The following is a 26,565-nucleotide window of genomic DNA, read 5'->3' on the forward strand; positions in this document are numbered from 1 at the left end:
GTTGGGTTTTGTGATGACCGATCAGGCCATCACGGGGCCGCCGGGGATACCCGGCAGCGACGCAAGCAGGCGCGCAAACGCGTCGCCGGTCAACGGTTTGCCCAGCAGGAAACCTTGCAGTTCGTCGCAATCGAGTGTCTTGAGCGCTTCGCGTTGCGACGCCGTCTCGACGCCTTCGGCGACCACGTCCATGTCGAGTGAGTGGGCCAGCGCAATGATCGCGGACACCACGGCACTGCCTTCTCGTCCGCAAGTGTCCAGTCCATTGGTGAAAAAGCGGTCCATCTTCAGTTGCTTGACGCGGAAGCGTTGCAAGTACGCCAGACTCGAATAGCCCGTCCCAAAATCGTCGATTGCCACCTCGAAGCCGTAATCCTGGAAGGCGCGGATCACGTCGATGGTGTGCTGCGCATCGAACATCGCCACCGTCTCCGTGATCTCGAACATCAGACGCGTGCAGGCGATGCCAGCGTCCTGCACGATTTCCACGATGTTCTCGACCAGCTGCGACTGCGCCATCTGGCGCGGCGACAGGTTGATCGCGACCTTCACCGGCGGCAACCCGGCCGCATCCCACTCCTTGATGTGCTGGCAGGTGGCACGTACCACCCAGTAACCGATCTGCACGATCTGGCCCGTGCGCTCGGCGACCGGGATGAAGTCGGCCGGTTGCAATTCTCCGAAGGTCGGGTGCGTCAGGCGTAGCAGGGCCTCGGCACCCGCCAGCGCTTCCGTGTCGCCGCGATACTTCGGTTGGAAATGCAGCGAGAAGTACTGCTCGCTCTCGGCGTCGTGCAGCGCTTGCTGGATTTCCCAGGTGCGCTGGGCCGCCGCGTTCATGCGCGGCTCGAAGTAGAGGAAGATGCCCCGGCCCGCGCGCTTGGCTTCGTACATCGCGGTGTCGGCGTGCTTGAGCAGCAGGTCGATGCTGTCGCCGTCGTCCGGGAACAGCGCCACACCAATGCTGGGCATGACGTGCAGCGACTGGGAGCCGACCTTCAAGCCGTCACGCATGTCGTCGAGCAGGCGTTGCGCCACGCGTCCCGCGACTTCGGGCGATGACAGCGAGCCGAGCAGCACCACGAACTCGTCGCCGCCGAGTCGGGCCACCACGTCGTCGCCGTTCACGTTTTTGCGCAGCCGTTTGGCGAAGGCGCGCAGCACGTCGTCGCCCACGTTATGGCCCAGCGAATCGTTGATGGTCTTGAAGCCGTCCAGATCCATGAAGAGCACCGCAAACCGACGTTGGTCGCGGCGCGAGTTGATCAGCATGCGCGCGGCGGCGTCGTGCAGGGCACGGCGGTTGGGCAGATCCGTCAGCGCGTCGTACGTCGCCATGCGGGCGATCTGGGTGTTCAGTTGCAGGACGGAGTTGGCCAGGAAGCTCGTGCGCGCATCCAGACGGGAGACGAGCAGGGTGGTGACCAGGATCAGGAAGGTGAACAGGCTCACGGTCGTCACCAGCCACGGCGAACTCACGCCATTGGCGGCGCCGCAGATGGCGCCTGCGGCGAACGTGGCGGCCGACATGCCCGTGTAGTGCATCGCCGTGATGGCGAGCCCCATGACGATGGCGGCAGCCACGCGCTTCGCCATCACATAGCGCAGGCTGCCGTCGCGCAGCGTCCGGGCGATCCACAGCGCCGCCGTGGCGGCCGCAATGGCAATCGCGATTGACGCAGCGAAGAGCAGTGGATCGTAGCTGATGTCCGGGTCCATCTTCATAGCGGCCATGCCGGAGTAATGCATGGCGGCGATGCCGATGCCCAGCGTGACGCCTGCGCATCCGAGACGCCACCGGGTGAAGCGTTCGCTGGCAACGAGCCAGAGCGCCGCCCATGAAATCGCGATGGCAATGCCGAGCGACGCCGCCGTAATGGCCGGGTCGTAGCCGAGCGCAAGCGTGGCTTTCGAGTCGAGCGGCGACCACGAAGGCGACAGCGACAGGGCGAGCATGCCGATGAAGTGCATCGACCAGATGCCGATACCCATGGCGGTCGCGCCCACGGCAAGCCACGCGTGGCGCATGCCACGGTGGGTCAGAAGATAGATGCGACCTGAAAGGTCGAGCGCCGTGAACGACGCCAGTACTGCCACTGCGAGCGATAGCGCAACAAGCCAACCACTGTACGAACTGGACATATGAAAACCGACCGAAAAGTCCCGCTTAACTGGTTATCGGCACGCGGCGCCAATAGTTGAGGATTGCGGTGGAATATTTCCGAGAATCCGGGAACCTGCGACTGCTCGCACCCCGCGCGCGCGTAATTCGCGCCTGCTGCGTCGATGCTCGACAGTGCCGATGCCATAGTGAATAATCCGTGCATACCCGCCCGCGCGGGGCGAAATACCGCAGCCCTAGATTTTGCCTGATTTCCTTGGGATTTCCTCTCACTGAGTGCAATCTTGGTGGCCAATGTGCCCGCAGGAGCCGTGATATGCGCATTCGCATGAGGCTGTTGCAAGTGCTGGTGCTGGTTGGAATGGCCGTCGCGCCGCTCACGGCTGCGGTATCAGTGACATCTGCGGCCGCCGCTTCGCCGGAGTCATCTTCGGCGTTGGCCGTTCACCTCGTGCAGATCGGGGCCGTGTGTCTGGCATTGGCCTTCGCCTATCTCTCCCTCATTTCCGTCCTGATCCAGTTCCCGGCCAGTCAGCCGCTGGCCGGACGCCTGTCCATTCCCGACGTCTACACCCTCGCCGACATCACAACAATAAGGAGCTGGTCATGACCGCTAAATCGTTGATGACAAAGGGAAGTACCGCGAAAGCCACCCCGGCGGCTCCGGCCGCAGCGCCTGCCGCGCCTGCGTCATCCTCTCAGCCGACGGTGCCCAGCGTTCCCAGCGTCCCGTTCGAAACCCGCGTCGCAGCGGGGCGGCAACTACGCGAAAAGACACCCCGCAGCAGCCATTCGCATCTCGGTAACACCGACCGCGACATCGTGGCGTTGTTGCGAACGAGCAGCGAGGGGCGGGTGGCGGCGCTCGTGCCGCTGCGTTACGGCCGGATGCTCGCGTCGCCGTTCGCCTTCTACCGTGGCAGCGCGATTGTCCAGGCGCACGATCTGGCAGGTACGCCGAACACCGGGCTCACCATGCAGATTTGCGGGGATTGCCATTTGGCGAACTTCGGCGGTTTCGCCACCCCGGAACGGACTTTGATCTTCGATCTGAACGATTTCGACGAAACCGCGCCCGGTCCGTGGGAGTGGGATCTGAAGCGGCTGTGCGCGAGTCTGGTGCTCGCTGCACGGCAGTTCGGTTTCGGCGACACGCTAGGTGTCGAGATGGTGCGCGCGGCCGTAGACAGCTACGCCCGGCGGCTCGACGAATACGCCCACATGCCGACCATCGAGCTGTGGCACGAGCAAATCACCTTCGAGCGCATGCTGAATCTGGCCGGGACCGACCGGGTGCGTGAGGGCGTCAAACGCGGCATCGCCCGGGCGTCCGGCCGCACCCATGAAAACGTGCTGCCGAAGTTCGCGCAGCAGGTCGGCGATTACTGGCAGATTCGCGACACGCCGCCCACGGTATTCCACGTCCACGGCGCGACCACACTTTTCGGTCCGGAAGACGACTGGCTCGGTCTGGGCGACTGGCGCACCATGTTCGCCCCCGTCTATAAGAGTCACGTCAATTCGCTCCCGCCCGATCGTGCCCGCATGCTCGAGAGCTATACGCAGGAGGACATGGCCTTCAAAGTGGTGGGCGTCGGCAGCGTCGGTACGCGTTGTCTGGTGTTGCTGATGATGGATGCCCACGAACAGCCGCTGTTCCTGCAGTTCAAGGAGGCGTCGCGCTCGGTCGTCTCCCGCTTCTTCCGCAATGTCACGCCCAAGCACGACGGGCGTCGTGTGGTGGAGGGGCAGCGCCTCATGCAGGCGGCCTCCGACGCCTTCCTCGGCTGGGGTTCGGGACCGTTCGGACGCTGTATCTATGGCCGCCAGTTGCGCGACATGAAGATCTCTGCGCAGTTCGAGCTGTTCCGTGCCGATGGCTTCCGCGAGTACGCCGGTCTGTGCGGCTGGGTGCTGGCTCGCGCGCATGCCAAAGCGGGAGGATGCGCACCCGAACTCGTGGGTTACGTCGGCAAGGGAATTCGTCTGGGCGAGGCGATGATTCATTACGCGACGGACTACGCCGATCAGGTCGAGCGGGACTATGAGGTGTTCCGCAAGGCGTGTCGAGACGGGCGGCTTGAAGCCCGCACCGACGCGGATATGGCCGCCGACTTTATGGCCTGAACACGGAGCGCATTGAAGTATGCCGCTGCATCGGTTGCAGGCACGCATTGTCGTCGCGTTGGAAACGGCGGTGCGCTGGGTGGCGCGCACGCCGACGCTCATCGTCTGGAGCGGCGTCGGGATATCCATTCTCGTCATGGTGGTGGCCGTGGCGTTGCTCTACGAAGGTCGGCTGCTGGTGCTCGCCCGTGCGGCCGACAACCAGCGCAACATCGCCGAAGTGTTGGAGCGGGATCTGGAGCTCAATTTCCAGCTATACGAGGCTTCGCTCGATGCGGTCGTGAAGTTGCTGGCGCGTCCCGATGTCGAGGCGATGGCCCCCGCACTTCGTCGTGAGCTGATCTTCGAACGGGCGGGGGCGTCGCGTTACATCGGGTCGCTCGTCGTGCTAGACGCAGAGGGAAACATCGCCATCGACGCGGAGAGCGAGGTGCCGCGGCCGTTCAACTTCGCCGATCGGGAGTATTTCAGCATCCATCGGACCCACCCGGACGCCGGACTGTACGTGAGCGGCTTTATCCATTCGCGCCTTCGCAACAACGCACCGACGATGGTCATGAGCCGACGAATCTCGCGCTCAGATGGCTCGTTCGGTGGTGTGGTGTCGCTCGCGGTGGACATCGAGTATTTCCGTCATCTGTTCGATCACATCGAAGTCGGCCGTCAGGGGGTGATCCTACTGCTCGGCAAGGACGGCGCGATTCTCATGCGCAAACCGTACGACGAAAAGGTGATCGGGTCGACGATGGCACAGACCGGTCGCTATGAATCGCTGCCCCCGGGACGTGACGACCATCGCATCTATCCGATCCGCTTCATGGAGCGCGACAGCCTGATGTCGCGACGGTTTCTGAAGAATGCGCCGCTGACCCTGATCATCGTGACGTCGAGCGAAGAGACGCTTGCCCCGTGGCACAAACGCGTCATCGAGTTCGGCGGGCTGTTCCTGCTGCTCAACGTGGGGTTCGTGCTGACGTCGTTGCTCCTCGCCGCCCAGTTGCGGCGACGCCTGCGAGCCGAGCGGGAATTGCGCCTTCTGGCACGTACCGATGGCCTGACCGGCCTTTCGAACCGCCGCTCGCTCGACAAGATCCTTGCTATAGAGTGGCGGCGCATGCGCCGCGCCGGTCATTCGCTGGCCGTCGCCTTCATCGATATCGACTGGTTCAAGCGCTACAACGATACGCACGGGCACCAAGCAGGTGACGCCGCACTTGCGGCGGTCGCCGGTGCCATCGGGGCGGCGCTGCAACGTCCGTCGGATGCCGCCGGGCGCTACGGCGGAGAGGAATTCATTGCCGTGCTACCGGACACCGATGCACCGGGCGCTCAGCGCGTAGCGGAGGGGATCCGGCTGGCAGTCGACCGGCTCAATCTCGATCACGCGTCGAGCGACTTCGGTCATGTGACGGTGAGCATAGGTGTGGCTTGCCGACAGCCGCAGGCAGGGGAGTCGGTCGATATGCTCGTCAAGGCGGCCGACCGCGCGCTTTATCGTGCCAAAGCCACCGGCCGCAATCGTGTGATCGTCGCTTCGGAAGACGATGCGATGACGCCGTCGGAATCGTAAGTCCGTCGACCCCGAACAGGTCGTCGGCATCTTCTCGTAGGAATCGTCCGATTCTGCGCTTGCAACGGGTGCCGATCGACGATTCGCGGCCCGTATTTTCTCCCGAATCTCTCGTTCTTCAAGAGGATCAAAAGACGGCTGTAAGCCGTTGATCCTTCGGTGACTATTTGCGTCCAGAAATATTGATGCGTCCGCCATATACGTTTTGCCAGCGCCCGCCTACACGTCTTTCAGATTCCGCCGATTCGCTGAATGAAACTCGCTCTCTACAATCGATTTCAACAAGTCCGGTGCGAGTTGCAATAGCACGGACGGCAGTCAAGGAGTCAGTCATGGCGAAGCGTAACCCCCCATCGCCAACACCGCCCAGTAAGACTGACAAGCATGGGTTGGCGGACGAAGGCACGCAGGAAGGCACGCAAGACCCGTCGGAGCACGAGCAACACGCACTGACGCACGAAGACGGTGATGCCGAGACGCATGGTGCGCCGATGCCGACGTCGGATGACGCGGACACCCCGCAGCCGCATGAAGCCCGGCAGTCGGTGCTGCCGGTAGGAAGAAGTCCGTCGCAGTCGCAGCGGGTCGACTGGCCGGAAGGCACGGTTGGCATCGATCCGATGGATGCCGCAGATGCGGTGGCCGATGGCGCAGTACACGATGCGATTCGTAAGTCGTTGACCAACGCCATCGACCTCGACGTCTCCCACGTCGAAGTGACCGTGACGTCAGGCCTCGTACTGCTGACGGGCTATGTGCCCGAACGGTGGATGCAACACGTCGTGCAGATGGAAGTGGAGAAGGTCGACGGCGTGAAGGGTGTCGACAACCGGCTGCACGAGCGACGCATGAAATCGATGAGCCGCCCGGGCGAGAGCCAGGAAGGCCACAAGATTTAGCACAGGCAAACGAATAAAGGACAAACCGGCATCAGAGGTGCAGAAAGCACCGAAGGCGCCGGTCAAAAGGCAAGACCGGGCATCTCCGGGCGAGGGGATGTATCACCTAAGACTCGGTCGTCGTATGGGCGCCGCACGAGTGCCGTGCAGGAGGTGACGCCCAAAGGCAATGCAAGGCAATGCCAACGATGCGACGGCCAATTTCGGGAGGTCAACACAATGAAACAAGCCAATCTGCTCAAACTCGTCATGGCGGGTGCACTTGCTACCACGGGCATCGCAGCCCACGCGCTCGATCAGGGCGGGATCATCAAGATTGCCGATAACGCGACCGCCAGCGGCGTGATGAGCGATACCGGCCGCAAGATCGACGATTCGGCACTCACCGCCAAGGTGAAGGCAGAGTTGCTTGCCAAGAAGGATGTGCCGTCGACCAAGGTCCACGTCACAACGCGCCACGGCGTGGTGCATCTGACGGGTTCGGTGCCTGAGTCGGCACAGAAGACCCTCGTCGAGGATACGGTCAAGGGCGTAGACGGCGTGGTCGATGTCAAGAACGACATCAAGGTATCCGCCAAGTAAGCGTCAATCATTGCAGGACGTTGCGGCGACACGCGTCGCCGCAACGCACAAGAGACCGCACTCTCGCCCTGTCGAAGACGCCTTGTTGGGATGACGCCGTGAGTTCTCCGCCGTTGTTCCGAAATACGCGTCTCGACTTCATCAGCGAAGGAGGAATCATGACTATGCAATCCGGCCGGGGCCAGATGCCCCAAACCAGTCAATCAGGCGCTCGCATCGTGGGCGCATCGCACAAGCTGCCCGACGGGCCGGGCCCGTCCGTGATGGCGGCCGACACGCTCGACGCGGAAGACGTCGTGAACACCGCAGGCGAGAGCCTGGGGAAGGTCAAGCACATCATGCTCGACGTCCAGCGCGGCACCGTGGCTTACGCCGTGTTGTCCTTTGGCGGCTTCCTCGGCATGGGCGACAAGCTCTTCGCCATTCCGTGGCATGCCTTGCAGCTCGACGTGGAGAACAAGCGCTTCATCCTGAACATCGACAAAGAGGCGCTCAAGAAGGCGCCGGGGTTCGACAAGGATCACTGGCCGAGTATGGCCGACATGCATTGGGCCGAGCAGGTGCATACGTATTACACCGTCGACCCGTACTGGCATTGAGCCGCACGAGTCCTTGCTCATGCCGAGCCTAAATCATATTCGCCGACTGGAAGGGCACTTGCCTGAGCCGTACGACCCGGGCAACCCACCGGGCAAACCGCCGGGGACACCGCCGCCGAAGTCGCCTCCGGACGAGGACGAACCGACGCCGATGCCGCCGCCCGACCGGCCGCTCGATCCGCCGGTGGAGGAGCCACCGTTGCGTCCGCCCGGCAAGTATGTCGAGCGGTCGCGCGGTGGGGACGGGGCGGCGTGCTGATCGCCCGGATGACCGACAGGTGACGGTCGTCGTCAGATCGGCAAGGGAGGAAAGTCATGCTTGGCACCATCTTGTTGATTGTTCTGATTTTGTTGTTGGTCGGTGCATTGCCCGCGTGGCCGCATAGCCGGGGATGGGGTTACTACCCGTCCGGCGGTCTTGGACTGATCGTTCTGATTGTGGTGTTGCTCGTGGTGATGGGGCATATCTGACGATTGGCCCCATTCAAGGAGGACTCGTCATGCCGTATCGACAGACTCACGATTTACCGGCGAGCGTGAAAGACAACTTGCCGACGCACGCGCAGGAGATCTATCTCAAGGCGTTCAATTCGGCCTGGGATGAGTACAAGGACCCTGGCGAGCGGCGCGGTCACGAATCGCGTGAAGAGACGGCGCACAAAGTGGCATGGAGTGCCGTGAAACAGACATATGAAAAGGATGACAAGTCCGGGAAGTGGCATTCGAAGCATCACTGACCACTGAACGGTTGTTCCGGGGAGTGAGCTGAAGCACTGAGCAGCGTCATCGATGCGGCGCGCTCGAAGTGTCACTCACCGTTGACCCCCAATACGACTGCATCTGGTTCCCGCAACCGGAGCGCAGTTGTAGCTTGCCGGCCCACCCACTGGGCCGGTTTTTTTTTGTGCTGATTGCCGTTTCATCGCTCGTCATATTGCAGTGCGGTAGATGCGTGCAAAAACGAGGCTATTTGCCCGTATTTGTGACGTTTTGATGATGTTGCAACGCCGCAGTGAGTCTGCAGACTTTGGCAGCTTCGCGTAAAATCCTCGCTTGCTGTCATCTCCGAATCCCGATGAGTTCCCCCCAAATCCTCCCCGTCGAGGCGACTGAAACGTTGCCCCCGTCGTCCATTCCCGTCTGGCTTTCGTTCGTGGCGCTCGCCATGGGCGGCTTCGGTATCGGGACCGGCGAGTTCGTCATCATGGGCCTGTTGCCCGACGTCGCCAAAGGTCTGGACATCACCATTCCTCAGGCCGGTCACGCGATCAGCACCTATGCACTGGGTGTCGTGATCGGTGCGCCATTGCTTGCGGTGCTTGGCGTGCGTCTGCCGCGTCGCGCGTTTCTCATCGCCCTGATGGCGATGTTCGCTGTCGGTAATTTCGCAAGCGCGCTGGCCCCGGGCTATGTCTCGCTGATCATCTTGCGATTTCTCAGCGGTCTGCCGCACGGCACCTATTTCGGTGTGGCGGCGCTCGTCGGGGCGTCGCTCGTGCCGCCGCATCGCCGCGTGCATGCCGTCGGACAAGTCATGCTCGGACTCACGCTGGCGACGCTTTTCGGTGTGCCGATTGCCGCAGGTCTCGGCCAATGGCTGGGCTGGCGTGCGGCGTTCGTGATGGTGGGTGTGATCGGCACGCTGACGGCCTTGCTCGTGTGGCGCTGGGTGCCGGACGCGCCTGCACCGCATGGTGCAAGTCCGCTGCGCGAACTTAACGCGCTGCGCAATTCGCAGGTTTGGCTCACGCTGGGAATCGGCGCCATCGGCTTCGGTGGCATGTTTGCCGTCTTCAGCTATATCAAGCCGACGCTCATGCAAGTCGCTGGTGTGCCTGAATCGTGGGTGCCGTTCTATCTGGCGCTGTTCGGCGTGGGGATGGTCGGCGGCACGATTATCGGCCCGCGTCTGGTGGCGGCGGCCACGTTGATGCGGGCCATCGGCGGCACGCTGATTTGGTCAGCGTTGTTGCTTGTGGCCTTTACGTTCACGTCGTCGAGCCCCTGGCTGGCGGGGGTGAACGTGCTGGCGATCGGCACGATCATCATCATCGGCCCCGCATTGCAGATTCGCCTGATGGACGTGGCGGGCGAGGCGCAAACGCTTGCGGCGGCGCTGAATCATTCGGCCTTCAATATGGCCAACGCCGCCGGTGCATGGCTCGGCGGCGTGGCGATCACTGCGGGTTACGGCTGGACGTCGACCGGTTGGGTTGGCGCTTTGCTTTCCTGCGCCGGTATGGTCATGTTCTTCTGGGCGCGACACGATGCCCGCCGGAAGGCCCGGTAACACAAGCCCTGCATCGTCAGCATGGCGATGAACGCGAGCGGATACGCCCACCAGATGCCGGTGAGTCCGGCGATCCGCTCGAACATCCACGCGGCGGGCACTTCGATGCCCAACAGCCCGATCATGCCGAGTAGCGTCGGCACCCACACGCGACCGCTGGCGCGCATTGCGCCGGTCATCACCGCGGTGGTTCCCATCACCAGTACACTCCAGGCGACGATGTAGAGCAGGTGTGTCGCGAGTGACAGCACGTCGGGATCGGTCAGGAAGCCACGAAGGATCGTCGGTGCAATCAGATAGATCACCACGATCAGGCCGCCGGTCAGTCCCAGATTGCACAACAGGCCGGTGCGCACGATCGCGCCGATGCGCTCACTGCGTCCTGCGCCGATAGCATGGGCGCACAGGATCGACGCCGTAATGCCCAGCGTCATCACCGGCATCTGCAACCAGCTCATCACCTGCGTGACCGCACCGTAAGCGGCGGTAGCATTCGCACCGTGTCGATTGACCATGCTCAGCAGCACCATTTCGGCAATCGCCATCGTCAGCATCTGAATCGCTGCGGGCACGCCGATGTGCAGGATGCCGCGCGCCAACGCAGGGTTCCATCGAATCGCGCGCCACAGATCGGTGTTCGGTGCCAGCGGATGTCCCTTGCGTCGCCAGTGGATGGCCATCCAGATCAGGGCGACGGTGAACGCGATCATCGTCGATGCCACGGCACTCGCCACGCCCAGTGCCGGGAACGGTCCCCAACCGTAGATGAACGCCGGTGTCAGTCCGAGCGACAGCAACGTTGCGATCAGTAGCGCGATGAGCGGAGACACCGCGTCGCCGGTGCCCCGGCTCATCGACGTCGTCAGCCAGAGCATAAAGATGACGGGCATGCCGATCAGCATCCACCGGGCGTATAGCGTTGCGGCGTCGAATACGGGCTCGGGGGTGCCGAACACGCGCATCAGCCGTGTCGCAAACAGGCCACCCAGCACGCTGATCACGATGCCCGCGCCGAACATCATCACGAGCGCTGTGCCTGCAATATTGCGCACGAGCGCGCGATCCTGCGCGCCCCACGCCCGGCCGATCATGACGGTTGCGCCAGCGGACAGACCGATCACGATAGCCAACAAAAAGAAGAAGACGGGAAAGAAGGCGGAGACGGCCGCTATCGCATCGGTGCCGATCAGGTGTCCGAGATAGATGCCGTCGGCGGTGCCCGCAATGGACTGGAGCGCGTTGGTCAGCATCATCGGCACGGCGATGAGGAGCCAGGTTTTCCAGAGCGGCCGGGGCGGCTGCGGTGGTGTGGCGGGTTGTTGCGTCATGGTTCTTTTCCTTGGTGAGAACGCAAACGTCGGACGGAACACGTCAGACAAGGACGTCTGAAAAAGGGGTCGTCGACGGGGATGTCGCAAAAGCGACAGGCAAAGCGAGGCCTATCCGGGACGGCGGTCCGCCCGGTGAGCAGTGAAATCGGCGAAATCTGTGTGAGGCGGCGAGGGGGCGACGGTCCCTCGCGCCGATGGACTAAGGCGTGATCAGGCCAACGCGTCGACCAGGTCGTCGGTGGATGTGAGACGCATCAGATGCGTGCGCACGTCTTCGGGCCATTCGACGATGCGCTGGGCCAGTGCGGCGAGATCGTTGGCGAAGAGCGCGCGGGACGCCTCTTCGAAGTGCTGCAAGTCGCCTGCCATCGTCGACATGAAGCTGTACGAACGTTCTTGCGCACGACGTTGCATATCGCGCTCGGCATTCGCGCGACGGGCTTCGTCGATCAGCTTGCGCAGTGCGACGGACGCGCCGCCGCGTTGCTCGGAGAGCCAGTCCCAATGACGCGGCAGCAGCGTGACTTCGCGCGCCACGACGCCGAGCTTCGGGCGGCCCCGGCCTTTGGGGGCGTCGTCCGGTTCGGATGCGCTGTCGCCACTGACGGGGCTGTCGGTCACGGGGGCGGGGTAGCGCGCACGAATGTCGGCGGCGCTACCGCGTGTGTCGACGTCGCGCGTATCGCCCGTCAGGTTGTCGAAGATGAGGACCGACGCGTGCGGGTCGGCGAGCATCGTCTGCTGATAGGCGATGGCGGCGTCGGCAAGCGAGCCGGCGGCGATGCGACGCTTGTCGCGAAAGACGGTATAGCCAAGAGATTGAGCAGCCACAACGGACTCCGATAACGATGACGGATGGTCGATGTGGCGAATATTACCCGGGTGTTATTTGGTTTGCAATATCACCCGGGTAATATTTTTGATGGTGCGGCGAGGCCGTGTTTCAGGCGGTTAGCGCCACGCCGCCGTTCAGTCGCTCCAGCACGGTGGCCTTGACGGCACCCGGTGCATCGTCGAGCAAGGTGGGCCAGACGGCCTGCGCTTCACGAACTGTCTCGCGCGCGATCGTCAGCAGCCGTCCCACGCGCAGCAGTCCGGCCCCTTTGAGCAGCGCTTCGAGGGCGGGCCAGTCGAAGGCCCGCAGCGTCTTGTCGATGGCCCGGTTCACGCCGTAGTGCGAGGGCGGTACATCGTGGAAGAACGCTGCGACGCACACCGGATCGTAGACGGGGGCAAGTTGTGGGGTCTGCGCGTCGGGATAAATCAGCGCCCAGTTCTTGAGATGCGCATCCGTGTTGCCGAGCAGGATGAACGCGATCAGACGTCGCATGAACTCGCGCACGTCTCGCACAGGCTGGCCGGAGAGCTGATCGAGCACGCGCAGCATCGTGGTGTAGTCGACGTCGAGGCCGCGTCCGTATTTGCTGCGCGGCGGGTATTGCAGCACCTGCGCGAACTCTTCCATATGGACACGTCGGCCATCGGGCAACCGGTCGAAGCGCGGCACCGCGAGAATGTGCTCGAACGGCACGTGCTCAGGCAGATCGGCGTCGTGCCGCGAAATGATTTCGGCTTTTGCGCAGTCGAGATCGAGGGCTTCGCACAGCCGATAGCCGGTGAATTCGTTCTCGACGAGATCGGGGTGGCGCGTGGTCGGCAGCTTGAGAATGACGGACCCTGCGCGCCCCTGACGCTTCACGATGTAGCGGCGGCCGTCGCGAATGGCGGAGAACTTCGTCACGACGCCGGGCAGCGACGCCGCATCTTCCACCGGCGTGTCGACGAAGCCGGGCTCGACCATTTCAAGTCCCAGTGCGGTGTGCCAGCGATGCACGACGTCCGGCACGCCTTCGCGCGGCGGTACCGGCTCGACTTCCAAGGCGCCCATCAGGTCGTGACCAGCGGCGGCGAGCAGTTCGAACTCGTCGTCGGGACTGCAACGACGCTCTGCGGCGAGGCGTTCGCGATTGTGGCCTTCTGGCAGCAGATTTTCGAAATACACAGGCCAGCGGCCATCGGTGCGCACGAGACGAACGTCCTGAGGCGATGCGAGAATTTCGCGGGTCGCTGTCTCATTGGCCCCGCGATAGGCGAGCGAGAGGACGGGGCGCCGCGCGTCGGCAATGTAGTCCTCGTCGAACGACATGCGCAGGATGTCCCCGTACTGCGAGAGATAGCCGATGGCGCGACGGCTGCCGTCCGGCTGGTGCAAATAGGCACGCAAGTACTTGATATTCATGGCGAGAGTCTCGTTCGGGCGGTCATGCGCCGATGGTGACGCTGGTGCCGATAATGCCCGTCGGGCCGGTTAGCCCCGAAGCGTTTCCACGATGGAGGGCGGGGCCGACACGCCGCTCGGCTGCGCGAGATATTTGCCACCGGAGCGCAGAAACGCTTCGACTTCCTGACGCAGTGCAGCGGGCACGAACATCGGTTCCAGACCGAGCGCGCGCGCCGTCTCCAGCAAGGTCGACATACGTGGGTCGAGCGCACCCGACTCCATTTTTTGCACGGTCATGCGCGACAGTCCGGCCTGATCCGCCAGTTCGGCCTGGGTCAGTCCGGCGTCCTTGCGTGCCGCGATAAGCGGTTCCATGAAGCTCATCATTACGTGCTTTTTGGGATAAATGATGATTTATCTTAGCATTCCTCTGAGCAGCTGGCGCTAATAAGCTAATTAAAATTAGCTTTTATTAATTAATGATAATAAAAATTATCATCAACCTTCATGTCCGGAATGTATCTTGCCTCTCGATGCCTTGACGCGAGAGCGCCCCTGTTTGGCATCGCGGCGGCGTACCTGACTTGCGAGCGTGGGCCGCGTGGGCACGCGGCGCCGGGGCGCGACGGCGGCGGCGTCAACCAACGCCTGAAGACGCGCCAGCGCGTCGGCGCGGTTGAGTTCCTGCGAGCGATGTTGTTGTGCCTTGATGATGATGACGCCGTCTTGCGTAATACGGTGATCGAGCCGGGCGAGCAGGCGCGCTTTCACTTCGTCGGGCAGCGACGAGCGCATGACGTCAAAGCGCAAATGGATGGCACTGGAGACTTTGTTGACGTTCTGGCCGCCTGCGCCTTGCGCGCGCATGGCCGTAAGTTCGACGTCTTCGGGGGCGATAAGAATGCGGCGGTTCATGGGCTCAAGGATAACGTTCCCGGTGCGACGCCCACAAGCGACACCCCAAAAGCGATGCGGCAGCACCGGAGATGACATCCGGTGCTGCCGACATACGCGTTGAGATCGCGGCCTTAGTGAGGTGCCGTTACGACGACGAACTGGACGGTAGTGCCGGAATAGACCGGCTGATACCAGGTCGAGCCGCAACGCTGATAGGCAACGTTGTTGACGATAGTGCTCACGCAACTCGGCGGCAACGAGGCAACGGTTGAGCCGATGATCGCTGCTGACACCCCGATCGTAACGGCGGCTGCCACCGGGTCATACCAACCGCCCCCCCAACCCCAATACGGCGGTGGGGGCGGTGGAGGAGGCGGCGGATGTGGCCCGGGCCCCGGCCCCGGGCCGGGAGGTGGTCCGGGTGGGTGCGGCCCGGGTCCAGGCCCAGGTCCAGGTCCAGGTCCAGGTCCAGGTCCAGGTCCAGGTCCAGGTCCAGGTCCAGGTCCAGGTCCAGGTCCAGGTCCAGGTCCAGGTCCAGGTCCGGGTCCAGGTCCAGGTCCAGGTCCAGGTCCAGGTCCAGGTCCAGGTCCAGGTCCAGGTCCGGGTGGGTGCGGGCCGGGATTCGGTGACGGATTGGGGCCGGGGTTCGGGTGCGGCTGAGGTCCCGGTCCGGGCGGTTGGCCGCCACCGGCGTTGGCGTGCATCGCGCCACCGCCCGCAGGACCGCCGCCGCGCGTGGCACCGCTCAAGTTGCCTTGCGGCGCGCCGCCGCCGTGGAACCCGCCACCTCCGTGGAAGCCACCACCGCCGCCACCGTGAAGGCTGGTGCGCGCGCCGCCCCGAAAACCGAAGCCATGACTGGCCGTGGACGTCAGGACGAGCACCGCCGCTGCGGCAAGGCATGTCGCGCGAGCCACAGTGATCATGCCGGGTTTGCCCACGGTCGCCGGTGTGATTGCCGAAGAGGTCGTTCGCTTCATTGCTGACCTCCTGCGGCAGACGGCGGCCGCATCTCGATGCGTTGCGCGCCAGCCGGGGCCTTATACGTGAAGGTCCCCGACGCGAACGTCGGATTCACATCCCAGCGGTAATTCACGGAATGGCGCGGGCGCGACGGTTGCGATGTATCCGTGATCACGAAGCGGCATGGCAGGGGACGCGAGCCGACGCGAATCCAAAGCTCCCAGTCGACGTCGGGCTGCTGGAACGCGTAATGGTTGCACCACTCGCCGCCCACGCGATCAAGGCCGATGAACAGGGCAGAACGCAATTGCGTGGCATCGTCCGGGTCCATGCCCCAATAGAAGAGATCGGCCAACGGCATGCCGATCTGATATTTCTCGTCGATATCGCGAATCAGCTCGTCGATGGTCGGTGGGGCGCTCGCCTGACTGAAATACCGCTTGCCTTGCGACTCTTGGTAAAGGGTGAAGGTTTTGCCGTCGTAGACGAACCCGCGATTGCGCGCCTGACCCGTCACAACGGCACGTACCTTATCGGGGCGTTGAACGGAAAGCGCTGTTTGGTGGAGAAAGCCGACATTCTGTCCGGTACTCAACACGGCATCGGTCACGGTATCCGCGTGTACCTGAAATCGTTTGAGCGAGCGCAAATACCGACTCATTGTCGTCAACGCATCGACGGCACCTTGCTGCATCTCCGGCATGCCCTGTACTGGCAAAGTGCTGTCCGATTCGGGGGCCTGCGCCAATACCGGCGTGGCGACGAGTAGGGCGCCCGTCAACAGGGCCAGCCTTGCGCCACGGGGCGGAACTCGTCGGATTTTTCGTCGGCAGAATGGAAAAAGCACTGTGTGACCTCATTCGATTAGTGGAACTGAACGGGACGACCAACACGTGCGGACGCGACGCCGGATGGCGCGCAAACATGAGCTTCAGACAATACCGATGCGGCATGGCGTGCGGTATGTGAAATCAGAATAGTGATTCGGATTGCAAACTGTCAAGCTGCAAAACCATCATCCAAACGGATTAAGAATTACTTGAATCTTATGAATAATTTTGTAACAAGCTGTATCTGAATCGATGTAAAAAGAAAATCTATTACCCCGCGAATCGTCAGGAAATGTTGATCTACATCAAAGTGCGATATTTGTAGTCCCCATATCTAGGGAGTTTTAAGAAATTTCGCGAGAATTGGGCCGTAATTTTAATTACGTAAGACGATGGCGGAATTTGGCATGCAATTCGAAAGAAACTTGCGGCTTTGAATTATTTTGTTACTATCCGATGGAAATATTCGGGTTTTTGCGCGGTCGGCAAACATCCGAAGTTTTAGTTTGGACAATTAATTAATTTGCAGGCCAATATGCAACGTATGCATTAAATATGCATACATCGATAACAAAAGGACTCAGCATGAAGCTCACGAATGCCATGATTCTGGCCGGTCTGTTGTCGTTGGGGACGTTGGCGCACGCGCAGGATGCGGCCCGTCCGGCGCCGATCGTTGCGGGCGACGTCGTCGAATTCCGGACCACGTTGCTGGGTGTGGACATCAAGAAGCGCACCATTCAGGTGGCCGACGACAACGGTAAGCCGGTCACTTTCATCGTTGGTCCGGATGTCCGGAATTTCGAACAGATTCGCAAGGGCGACAAAGTCATCGTGGCGTTCCAGCGCTCGGTGGCCATTTCCGTCGCCCCGGGCGATGGTATTCGCAGTCGCGTGCTGACCGAAGGGGCCGACCGTGCGACGCCGGGTCAGAAGCCCGCCGCCGATGCCGCGCGCAATCTGAAGGTCGTGGCGACGGTGCAGCGTATCGACCGTAAGTCGAATGTCGTGACGTTGCGTGGCCCGAACCGCACGGTCGACGTGAACGTGGAAGATCCGAAGCTGCTCGAAGGCGTGAAGGTGGGCGACTCTGTGACGGTGAACTACACCGAAGCGGTTGCCGTGGCCGTGACGCCCGATCCGGCAGCCAAGAGCAAGTCGAAGAATCGGGTGCCGCCGTTGCCCGCTTCGGCCCCGAAGCCCTAAGTTGTGTCACCCGGCGACTGCGCTGCGCAGCGCGCAGTTGCATTGACCGTCGTGTCCCCGGTAGGGCCTGTGTTGGCTCGCCGGGGCGCGATACCCCCGTTACGGTAAGCACCCGGAGATCGCCATGGCACGGTCCGCCTTGCAGTTCGACGATGCAACCTACGCTGCCTTGCTGGGCGCTGCACGCGATGCAGACGCCGCACACCCTCATAACAACCCCGCCTTCCTCGATGCCTTCCTGACGGATGCATGGAAAGCCGCGCGCCGGATCTACGGTGCGCAAACCTATCTGCGCTTCATGGCGCAGGCCGGTGTCACGCGCCGTCCCAGCGCCGGTACCGTGCAAAAAGCCATCGTGCGTGCCCGCAGCATGTACGAAGTCCCGGTCATCCCGGCGTTCGGGGGAATACCCGTCGCAGGGCAGTCCGTCTGGGCGCAGCAGCTCGAACAGAATCTGGCGCGCGCCATGACGCTGCTCGACGCGATGCCCGAAAGCCACGGCACGGCCAGCGATGGCGTCACCGACGTGGCCGACGCCATGCGTCGCGTACAGCATCTGGAACGGGAAAATCTGGAGCTACGCGCGCGTCTGGCGCAAATGACGGTAGCCGCCGCCTATGCCCGCGAGGCACTGGGCGAGACGCTCACCGTGTTCGCACCGCATGCCGTGCAGCAGGCGAGCAGCCTGGGTCGTCACGGCGTCTGACGCGCAAGCTGGGTCGATGTAGTAGCAGTAGAAGACGTGGCGGGTGGCGTACCGGCGGCACCCCCATCGTCTCGATGACTGACCGAGAAGCCGAACGCGTTGAAGCCGTTCGCGCTATGTGCCCACACCGTACCGCCGTGCATTTCCGCAATGGCCTTGACAATGGCCAGCCCAAGGCCGTGATTCTCACGGCTATTGGTGCGCGACGCCTCCGCGCGGTAGAACCGGTCGAACAAATGCTTGAGCACGTCCGCCGGGATTTCCGCCCCCGGATTGACGACTTCGATGCGCACGTGTCGGGCACGGTTCGGCTCTGCGGCGGTGGTGGCGTCGGGGATCTCGGTGGTAATGCGCACGTCGATATTTGCACCCGGCGCGCAATGTTCGATGGCGTTCATCACCAGATTGGCTAGCGCGACCGAACAAGGCCTTGTTGACTTGTGCGAACGCGCTGCCATGCAGACGCGCCGTGACTTGCGCCTCCTCAAGCGGAAACTCCAGAAACTCCAGGGTGTGCGCGGCTTCGCTCGCCAGCGATACGGCTGTGAGTCCTGTCGCGCGTTCGCCCTGATCGGCGCGCGAGAGGAACAGCATGTCGTTGATGATGGTGCGCATGCGGCCGAGTTCTTCGAGGTTCGACTGCAGCAACACGCGCAGTTCTTCGACCGGCCGGTCGCGCGTAAGGGCCACTTCCGTTTGTCCGATCAGGATGGTGACCGGCGTGCGCAATTCGTGTGCGACGTCCGCATTGAACGATTCCAGCCGTTCGTAGGCACCGTCGAGTCGGGCCAGCGCGCCGTTGAACGAGTGCGCGAGATCGTCCAGTTCCACGGGCAGCGAGCGGGTCACGAGCCGTTGCGATCGATTGTCCGGCCGGATCTCGGACGCTTCGCGCGTGAGTCGCGTGAGCGGCGAGAGGCCCAGGCGGGTCACCGAATAGCTGAGCAGCAGCACACCCAGCGCGCCCAATCCGGAGAGCGCTGCGAGACTCAGCCCGAACGCGCGCAGCGTCTGCTCGTTGGGGGAATAGCTGGCCGCGACTTGCAGCGTGACGGACGGCCGCGTGCCGTAAGGCGGCAGGATCTCGCGGGTCGCCAGCATGTCGTCGCCACCGCCGTCCGGGCTCAGGCGCACATAACCGTTGGATAGCCGCTTGACGAACATGCCGCTGACAGGCGTGCCGAACGTGTACCTCGGGTCGTCGCTGGAAACGGCGTACGTCGTGGTGCCGTCGCGCGGGGTCATGTCGCTCAGCTTCTCCCGAACGATCTGCCACTTCTCTGGCGTAGCGCCGTGATACACGATGATGTGCGCGATCTGCGCGCGGTCGTCCAGCGACTCACGCAGGTGCCGTTCCAGTTGAACGCGCAACACCAGATACAACGCCGCACCGACGAGCGCGAACACCGACAGCGCCACGACGGCGAACATGGCGGCAAGGCGGCGGGAGATCGAGTGTTTCACGGTGACGTCGCTGGCGTGGAGGGCGGGGCGCTCAGGCCTCGCGCACTTCCAGCACATAGCCCATGCCGCGCACCGTGTGCAGCAGCTTGGTGGTGAAGGGGCCGTCGAGCTTGGCGCGCAGCCGTTTGATGGCGGTCTCCACCACGTTCGTATGGCTGTCGAAGTTGACGTCCCAGACCAGTTCGGTGATGGCCGTCTTCGAGAGAATGTCGCCCTGACGGCGCGCAAGTACCGACAACAGCTGGAACTCCTTGGCCGTGAGATCGAGCCGGTGCCCGTCGCGCGTCGCCCGGCGACCGATCAGATCGACGAACAGGTCGCCGACCGAGATCAGCGTCGATTCCTGCACGCGGGTGCGACGGGCGAGTGCGTGCAGACGTTCCACCAGTTCGATGAACGAGAACGGCTTGGTGAGGTAGTCGTCGGCCCCTTCGCGCAGGCCACGCACCCGGTCGTTCACATGATCGCGAGCGGTGAGCATGATGACGGGCGTGGACTTGCGCTCGCGCAGCGACCCGAGTACGGCAAAGCCATCGCGCTTAGGCAACATGACGTCCAGCACGATGACGTCGTAATCGAACTCCAGCGCCAGATGCGTGCCTTCCTCGCCGTCGAGCGCAACATCGACCACCCAGCCTTGCTCGGTTAGCCCCGAGCGTAGATAGTCCACTACCTTTTGTTCGTCTTCAACGATCAGCACTTTCATGTCGTCACCTCATCTTTGCGCATTATACGAGTCAGAGGATGTCTCAGAGGGCTGCCATCCGCCGCCCAGTGCCTTGACCAGCGCCACCGACAGCACGAGTTGCTGCCCCCGGATCTGGACGTCCTGACGCTCGCTCGCCAGCGCCGCCTGCTGCGCGGTAATCACGCTGAGATACGCCGTCAGCCCGCCCGAGTACCGGTCGTTCGCCAGACTCAGCAGGCGCTCGGCATCGACCACGGCCGAGTGCGATTCCTGAGCGGCGGCATTGAGGACCGATAGACCGGTCACGCCGTCCTGCACTTGCTGGAAGGCAGTGAGCACCGTCTGACGGTAGTTCGCTTCCACTGCGCGATAACCGGCGCTCGCATAGTCGACCCCGGCCTGACGTCGACCTCCGTCGAAGATGACTTGTGACGCCATAGTGCCCAGCGTCCACAACAGGCTGGGCGCGGAGAGCAGATTGGCGAAGTCGGTGCTCTGCCAGCCGATAATGGGGTTAAGCATCAGGCTCGGGAAGAAAGCCGCTTTCGCCACGCCGATCTGCGCGTTTGCCGCGGCCATGCTGCGTTCGGCCGACGCCACGTCCGGACGCCGTTGCAGCACATCGCTCGGCACCCCGAGCGGGATCTCGGGGAGCGTTGCAGGCAGCGCCCCCTCCGGCACTGAGAACGCGGGGGCGGGCACGCCGACGAGCGCCGCGATGGCATGCTCGTACTGGTCGCGTTGCTGATGCAGCAGGCGAGCCTGCACGCGCGTGGTGTCGAGTTGCGATTGCTGCTGGAGGACGTCCAACCCAGAGACCGCGCCGAGATCGTGCTGCGCGCTCACGTAATCGAGCGCCTTTTGCTGCAAGGTGACCGACTGGTCGAGCACCTTGATCTCGGCGTCGATGGCGCGCAACTGGAAGTAGGCCGTGGCGAGTTGCGTCGTGAGGACGAGTCGCGCATTGGCCAGATCGTCACCGGCTTGTTCGGCAGACGCCTGCGCGCCTTCGACCTGACGACGAATACGACCGAACAGGTCGGTGTCGTAGCTCACGCCCAGTCCCACCTGAACGTTGTTCTGCACGGTCGACATGCTGCTCGACGAGTAGCTCGTGACTGGGCGATTCGCCGAGATGCGCTGACGTGCCAGCCCGAACGAGGCATCGACTTCCGGCAACCGCTGCGCCGAAATGCCGGACAACGTCGCTTGTGCCTGATCGTAGTGCGCGACGGCGGCGGCGAGCGTCTGGCTTTGTGCGAGGGCCTTGTCTTCGAGGGCGTCGAGCGCCGGTTCGTTGAACGCTTTCCACCAGTCCGGCTGCATCGCAGCGCGAGACGGTTGCGCGACCTTCCAGTAACCGTCTGTTTTCCAGACGGGCGGGGTCGAGACTTCCGGACGATGGTAGTCCGGGCCGACGGCGCACGCGCTCAGCAGCGCGGCGACGGCGAGCAGCGTCGCGCTGAGCCGGAGGCCGCTGTGGAGGTGACCTCGACCGTCGTGATCCATGCGGCTCACGATGCTCACGATTCGTCTCCCTGCGCCTTGGCGGCGGGCTTGCCGCCACCTTTGGCCTCAAGCGCCTTCGCCTGCACGTGGTCGCCGTCGTCCACCGAATCGCTCGGATTGACGATCACGCGGTCGTTGGGCGACACGCCGTCGGCCAGTTCCAGCGTCTGTCCGAGATCCTGCGCGATCACGATCTTGTGCAGATGCACGACGCCCTGATCGTCCACGACCGCCACACGCGGACCCTCGGCGCGAAACAGCAGCGCATTGGATGGCACGCTCAGATGCGGTTGCACAGCGCCGGGCAGCGCGAGTTGCACATACGCGCCGGGGCGCAGCTTCCCGTCCGGGTTCGGCAAGGCGGCTTCGATCTGGAGTGAGCGCGTCGCCACGTCGATGGCGCCGGACACGTGCGTGATCTTGCCCTGGAAGTGCTGTCCGGGCAGTTCGGCTTGTGTCACGACCACCGGCTGGCCGACGGACACGCTCTGCGCATAGGCCTGCGGCACTTGCACGTAGACGCGTAGCGGGTCGGTCTGCGCCAGCGAGAACATCGCCTGCGCGCTGCCGCTGCCCGCCGCGATGAGATCGCCGACATCCACGTTACGCTGCGTGATCACCCCGTCGAACGGGGCGACGATGCGCTTGAACGATTCCAGTTGCTGAAGCCGTTTGACGTTGGCGTCGGCCGCTGCGAGATTCGCCACGCCCTGGGTGTAGGTGCTCTGACGCTCATCCAGTTCCTGCTGCGAGACGGCGTCGCGCTGACGCAGTTGCTGCCACCGGTCGAGCGACGACTTGGCCAGACCCAGGCTGGCGTTGATCTGATTGCGCTGGGCGATGGCCTGCGCCAGTTCCTGATCGATTTCCGGCGTATCGAGGTCGGCGAGCAACTGACCTTGCTTGACCTTCGCGCCGATGTCCACGTAACGATGCAGCAAATAGCCCGTCGCACGGGCGTAGATGGGCGACTCCACCGCACCGCGCAGGGTGGCGGGCAGCAGCGTCTCGCTGGCGGCGGTAGCCTGCGGCGTCACCACGCTCACGAACTGCTTTGCGTTTTGCGTCGTCACATTGGCGACGGCCCGGCGTTGCAGGAAGTTGGAGATGGTCGTGCGCGCTGCCCCTGCGACCAGCAGCAGGGCGACCACGATGAGCACGATCTTCGCGCGACGGAACTGGCCGTGACGCGGGGGCAACTGCCGGCCGTCGGCAGGATCGTGCTCGGGAATGGCCAGTTCGGCGTGATGTTTCTCGGACATGTCGTTCAACCCGTCAAATCTTGATATCTGGTGTGTGAAGTGTCGGTCGCCGTGCCTTAGTGGCTGGCGTTATCGTCATTCGCGTTGTCATCACTACGGTCGCCATGCGTCGGCGTGGCCGTGTTCCCTGCGCGACGCGCCTTGCGGCGTGCGAGTCGCGTGTGCACGCCTGCGAAGACTAGCGGCACGAAGAAGAGCGTCGAGACGGTGGCGAACATCAGCCCGCCGATCACGGCGCGGCCCAGCGGCGCGTTCTGTTCCGCGCCTTCGCCCAGACCGAGCGCCATCGGCACCATGCCGATGATCATTGCGAGCGCCGTCATCAGCACCGGACGAATCCGGCTCGCCCCGGCTTCGAGCGCTGCCTTGAGCGGCGCCATACCCGTTTCCATCCGTTGTCGTGCGAACGCCACCACGAGAATACTGTTGGCGGTCGCGACCCCCATGGTCATGATGGCCCCCGTGAGCGCGGGCACCGACAGGCGCGTGCCGGTGAGGAACAACATCCAGACGATGCCAGCCAGCGCGGCGGGCAGGGCGCTCACAATGATGAGCGGATCGACCCACGACTGGAAATTGACCACGATAAGCAGATAGACGAGCACGATAGCCATGGCCACACCGATACCCAGGCCCATGTACGAGCTTTGCATCGTGCTGACCTGACCGCGCACGACGATCTGGCTGCCGCGCGGCAGATCCTTACGGGCCTGTGCGACGAGCTTGTTGATATCGTTCGCCACGCTGCCCAAATCCCGGCCTTCCACGCTGACGTAGATGTCGATGACCGGACGAATGTTGTAGTGGCTGACCACGGCGAATTGCTGCGTCGGCTCCACCTGCACGAAGTTGGCGAGCAACTGCGGCTGGCCGTTATTGCCCGTGCCCGCCACCGGCAGACGCAACAGATCGTCGATGGAGCTGATGCGGTACTGCGGCGACTGCACCGAGAGGCTGTACTCCACGCCGTTCTGCTCGTTGAACCAGAAGCCGGGCGACGTTTGCGAGCTGCCCGAGAGCGAAATCAGCACGTTCTGAGCGACGGCATTGGCATTCAGATTCAACTGCTGCAAGCGCGAGCGGTCCATATTCAGGTGGATCGTCGGGGCGTTGACCCGCTGCTGAATATGGGTGTCGACCGTGCCCGGCACCTGACGCACCTGCTTGAGCAGCTTGGTCGCGACATCGAAGTTCGCCAGTTGTTGATTGCCGCTGATCTGGATGTCGATGGCGGCGGGCAGACCGAAGTTGAGAATCTGCGTGACGATGTCCGCCGGTTGAAAGAAGAACTCCACGCCGGGGAAGCGCTGCGGCAGCAGGGCGCGCAGCTTGTCGATGTACTCGGCGCTCGGGCGATGATCGGGCGTGAGGGCAATCTGGATCTCGCCGTCGAGCGTGCCGATCGTCCCGGCGTTGCTGTATGAGAGGTTGATGCCGCTGTACGGCAGGCCCAGGTTGTCGAGGATCGTTTCGAGTTCGTTGGCTGGCACGACCTCACGCACGACCTTCTCGACCTGATCGGCCAGACGCGCCGTTTCTTCGATGCGTGTGCCCGTCGGTGCGCGCATGTGCATGCGGATGTTGCCCGCGTCGACCGACGGGAAGAAGTCGGCACCCAGCGCGAACACTAGCCCCATCGACAGCACGCAGAACGCCAGGAATCCCATCGCGAAGACACGGCGGCGCACCAGCAGAGTGGACAGCACGACGATGTACGCCGCGCGCATGCGCTCGAAGCTGGCGTCGAAGCGCAGGTAGATGCGACGGAACACGCCGGGCTTCGCGTTCGGATCCGTGGGATGGGCGTGCCCCATGAGCAGCATGGCGAGCGTGGGCACCAGCGTACGCGAGAGCACGTACGACGCGAGCATCGCGAACACCACCGCCTCGGCCAGCGGCACGAACAGGTAACGCGCCACGCCGGTCAGGAAGAACATCGGCACGAAGACGATACAGATACACAGCGTCGAGACCAGTGCGGGGACCGCGATTTCCCCGGCACCGTCGAGAATCGCCTGATGCAGCGGTGTCCCCATGTGGAGGTGTCGCTCGATGTTCTCGATGGTGACGGTCGCATCGTCGACCAGAATCCCTACGGCGAGTGCCAGTCCGCCCAGCGTCATGATGTTGATGGTCTGCCCGAGCGCGTGGAGCGCGAGCAGCGACGACAGAATCGAGAGCGGAATCGAGATGGCGATGATGCAGGTGCTGCGCCAGTTGCCGAGGAACAGCAGAATCATGGCTGCCGTGAGAGCGGCGGCGATCAGCGCTTCGTGAATCACACCCTGCACGGCGGCCTTCACGAAGACCGACTGGTCGAACAGGGCCGAGATGTGCAGGTCGGCGGGCAGGGCGGCGCGCGCCTCGGGCAGCAACGCCTTCATGGCGTCGACGACGGACAGCGTAGACGCGTCGCCCGTCTTCATGATCGACATCAACACGCCGCGCTGGCCGTTTTGTCGCACGATGTTCGTTTGCGGCGAGAAGCCCGTGCGAACGTGGGCCACTTCACGCAGATAGGTCGTCGCCCCATTCACGGTGCGTACCGGAATGTTGTTCAGTCCCTCGACGGTCGGCGGTGAGCCGTTCATGTCGACGGTGTACTCGCGGGGGCCGATCTTCGCCGTACCGGTCGGCAGGATCAGGTTTTGTGCGTTGACGGCCGCGACCACGTCCTGCGCCGTCAGGCCCTTGGCGAGCAGGGCGCGCGAATCGATGTCCACCGAGATCAGCCGCGTCTTGCCGCCATACGGGTACGGCACGGCGGCACCGGGAATCGTTACCAACTGCGGGCGCAGGAAGTTCAGTGCCGTATCGTTAAGTGCCGGTTCCGACAGGCTAGGGCTCGACAGGCCCAACTGCATCACCGGAATCGACGAGGCCGAATAGCTGATGACGAGCGGCGGCGTCGCGCCCGGGGGCATCTGTTTGACCTGTGCTTGCTCGACCGCAACGACCTGTGCGATGGCCGTCTGTATATTGGCCGTCGGTTGCAGGAAGATTTTGATGATGCCGATGCCCGGCAGCGATTGCGACTCGATGTGCTCGATGTTGTTGACGGTGGTCGTCAGGCCGCGTTCGTTGCCGGAGATCATCCGGTCGGCGATGTCCTGTGCGGACAGCCCGTTATAGGTCCAGATGATGCTGATGACGGGGGATGTTGATTTCCGGCAGCACGTCGACGGGCGTGCGCAACAGCGCGAGCGGCGTGGCGAGCAGAATCAGAATGGCCATCACGATGAACGTGTATGGCCGTTTGAGCGCAACGTTGACAATCCACATGATTCAGACGCGCTCGG

The 26,565-nt window shown here is 63.2% G+C and carries 22 protein-coding genes and 2 pseudogenes; 12 read left to right on the forward strand and 12 right to left on the reverse strand.

Annotation, left to right across the window (positions count from 1 at the left end; all coding sequences use genetic code 11):
- Positions 1–21 precede the first annotated feature (21 nt).
- Positions 22–2,142 (reverse strand): putative bifunctional diguanylate cyclase/phosphodiesterase, encoded by a 2,121-nt coding sequence (locus tag ACIQWO_RS04305; RefSeq protein WP_402819610.1) that lies wholly within the window; start codon positions 2,140–2,142, stop codon positions 22–24.
- Between the two features lie 296 nt (positions 2,143–2,438).
- On the opposite strand from ACIQWO_RS04305, the gene ACIQWO_RS04310 reads away from it, so the two are divergent.
- From ACIQWO_RS04310 to ACIQWO_RS04355, 10 genes are all read left to right on the forward strand, one after another.
- On the forward strand, positions 2,439–2,732 hold the full coding sequence (locus ACIQWO_RS04310; RefSeq protein WP_402819613.1) for a hypothetical protein: 294 nt from the start codon (positions 2,439–2,441) through the stop codon (positions 2,730–2,732).
- Positions 2,729–4,249, forward strand: a complete 1,521-nt coding sequence (locus ACIQWO_RS04315; protein ID WP_402819616.1) for a DUF2252 domain-containing protein — start codon at positions 2,729–2,731, stop codon at positions 4,247–4,249. Before ACIQWO_RS04310 ends, ACIQWO_RS04315 begins: the two co-directional genes overlap by 4 nt.
- Before the next feature lie 19 nt (positions 4,250–4,268).
- Positions 4,269–5,819 (forward strand): diguanylate cyclase, encoded by a 1,551-nt coding sequence (locus tag ACIQWO_RS04320; protein WP_402819619.1) that lies wholly within the window; start codon positions 4,269–4,271, stop codon positions 5,817–5,819.
- A gap of 332 nt (positions 5,820–6,151) precedes the next feature.
- A complete protein-coding gene (locus ACIQWO_RS04325) occupies positions 6,152–6,718 on the forward strand; it encodes a BON domain-containing protein (protein ID WP_402819622.1) in 567 nt (188 codons plus the stop codon).
- Between the two features lie 219 nt (positions 6,719–6,937).
- On the forward strand, positions 6,938–7,300 hold the full coding sequence (locus ACIQWO_RS04330) for a BON domain-containing protein (protein WP_402819625.1): 363 nt from the start codon (positions 6,938–6,940) through the stop codon (positions 7,298–7,300).
- Between the two features lie 158 nt (positions 7,301–7,458).
- Positions 7,459–7,899, forward strand: a complete 441-nt coding sequence (locus ACIQWO_RS04335; protein ID WP_402819628.1) for a PRC-barrel domain-containing protein — start codon at positions 7,459–7,461, stop codon at positions 7,897–7,899.
- A 19-nt stretch (positions 7,900–7,918) separates the two neighbouring features.
- On the forward strand, positions 7,919–8,158 hold the full coding sequence (locus ACIQWO_RS04340) for a hypothetical protein (protein WP_402819631.1): 240 nt from the start codon (positions 7,919–7,921) through the stop codon (positions 8,156–8,158).
- Positions 8,159–8,214: 56 nt separating this feature from the next.
- On the forward strand, positions 8,215–8,370 hold the full coding sequence (locus tag ACIQWO_RS04345; protein ID WP_072633275.1) for a DUF3309 family protein: 156 nt from the start codon (positions 8,215–8,217) through the stop codon (positions 8,368–8,370).
- 29 nt (positions 8,371–8,399) lie between these two features.
- Entirely contained in the window at positions 8,400–8,636 is a 237-nt protein-coding gene (locus ACIQWO_RS04350; RefSeq protein ID WP_039398528.1) for a ChaB family protein, read from the forward strand.
- A 338-nt stretch (positions 8,637–8,974) separates the two neighbouring features.
- A complete protein-coding gene (locus ACIQWO_RS04355; RefSeq protein WP_402819637.1) occupies positions 8,975–10,189 on the forward strand; it encodes an MFS transporter in 1,215 nt (404 codons plus the stop codon).
- Here ACIQWO_RS04355 and ACIQWO_RS04360 read toward each other — a convergent pair.
- From ACIQWO_RS04360 to ACIQWO_RS04385, 6 genes are all read right to left on the reverse strand, one after another.
- Complete coding sequence (locus ACIQWO_RS04360; RefSeq protein ID WP_402819640.1) at positions 10,087–11,517, reverse strand: MATE family efflux transporter; 1,431 nt, start codon at positions 11,515–11,517, stop codon at positions 10,087–10,089. The genes ACIQWO_RS04355 and ACIQWO_RS04360 overlap by 103 nt on opposite strands.
- A gap of 213 nt (positions 11,518–11,730) precedes the next feature.
- Positions 11,731–12,351, reverse strand: a complete 621-nt coding sequence (locus ACIQWO_RS04365; RefSeq protein ID WP_402819643.1) for a DUF2239 family protein — start codon at positions 12,349–12,351, stop codon at positions 11,731–11,733.
- Between the two features lie 112 nt (positions 12,352–12,463).
- Positions 12,464–13,759, reverse strand: a complete 1,296-nt coding sequence (locus ACIQWO_RS04370) for a type II toxin-antitoxin system HipA family toxin (RefSeq protein ID WP_402819646.1) — start codon at positions 13,757–13,759, stop codon at positions 12,464–12,466.
- Positions 13,760–13,828: 69 nt separating this feature from the next.
- Positions 13,829–14,116 carry a helix-turn-helix transcriptional regulator gene (locus ACIQWO_RS04375; RefSeq protein ID WP_402819648.1) on the reverse strand — a complete coding sequence of 96 codons (288 nt, stop codon included), beginning with the start codon at positions 14,114–14,116 and terminating at the stop codon, positions 13,829–13,831.
- Between the two features lie 123 nt (positions 14,117–14,239).
- A complete protein-coding gene (gene arfB / locus ACIQWO_RS04380) occupies positions 14,240–14,656 on the reverse strand; it encodes an alternative ribosome rescue aminoacyl-tRNA hydrolase ArfB (protein ID WP_402819650.1) in 417 nt (138 codons plus the stop codon).
- 958 nt (positions 14,657–15,614) lie between these two features.
- Entirely contained in the window at positions 15,615–16,382 is a 768-nt protein-coding gene (locus ACIQWO_RS04385; RefSeq protein WP_402819652.1) for a DUF2092 domain-containing protein, read from the reverse strand.
- A gap of 634 nt (positions 16,383–17,016) precedes the next feature.
- On the opposite strand from ACIQWO_RS04385, the gene ACIQWO_RS04390 reads away from it, so the two are divergent.
- The gene (locus ACIQWO_RS04390; protein WP_402819654.1) at positions 17,017–17,637 is read left to right on the forward strand and encodes a hypothetical protein; all 621 of its coding nucleotides are present in this window, start codon (positions 17,017–17,019) and stop codon (positions 17,635–17,637) included.
- A gap of 124 nt (positions 17,638–17,761) precedes the next feature.
- A complete protein-coding gene (locus tag ACIQWO_RS04395; RefSeq protein WP_402819656.1) occupies positions 17,762–18,343 on the forward strand; it encodes a hypothetical protein in 582 nt (193 codons plus the stop codon).
- Here the strand turns inward: ACIQWO_RS04395 and ACIQWO_RS04400 are convergent.
- From ACIQWO_RS04400 to ACIQWO_RS04420, 5 genes and pseudogenes are all read right to left on the reverse strand, one after another.
- Positions 18,331–19,807 (reverse strand): annotated as a pseudogene (locus ACIQWO_RS04400) (heavy metal sensor histidine kinase). The gene ACIQWO_RS04395 and the pseudogene ACIQWO_RS04400 sit on opposite strands and share 13 nt — an antisense overlap.
- 31 nt (positions 19,808–19,838) lie before the next feature.
- A complete protein-coding gene (locus ACIQWO_RS04405) occupies positions 19,839–20,513 on the reverse strand; it encodes a heavy metal response regulator transcription factor (protein ID WP_039398512.1) in 675 nt (224 codons plus the stop codon).
- Positions 20,514–20,522: 9 nt separating this feature from the next.
- Positions 20,523–22,004 carry an efflux transporter outer membrane subunit gene (locus ACIQWO_RS04410; RefSeq protein WP_402821815.1) on the reverse strand — a complete coding sequence of 494 codons (1,482 nt, stop codon included), beginning with the start codon at positions 22,002–22,004 and terminating at the stop codon, positions 20,523–20,525.
- A 14-nt stretch (positions 22,005–22,018) separates the two neighbouring features.
- Positions 22,019–23,266: an efflux RND transporter periplasmic adaptor subunit gene (locus ACIQWO_RS04415; protein ID WP_402819658.1), complete on the reverse strand. Its 1,248-nt coding sequence runs from the start codon at positions 23,264–23,266 to the stop codon at positions 22,019–22,021.
- Positions 23,267–23,322: 56 nt separating this feature from the next.
- Positions 23,323–26,548: pseudogene (locus tag ACIQWO_RS04420) on the reverse strand (efflux RND transporter permease subunit).
- Positions 26,549–26,565 lie beyond the last annotated feature (17 nt).

This window comes from Pandoraea sp. NPDC090278 (assembly GCF_044772185.1).
GTDB lineage: Bacteria > Pseudomonadota > Gammaproteobacteria > Burkholderiales > Burkholderiaceae > Pandoraea.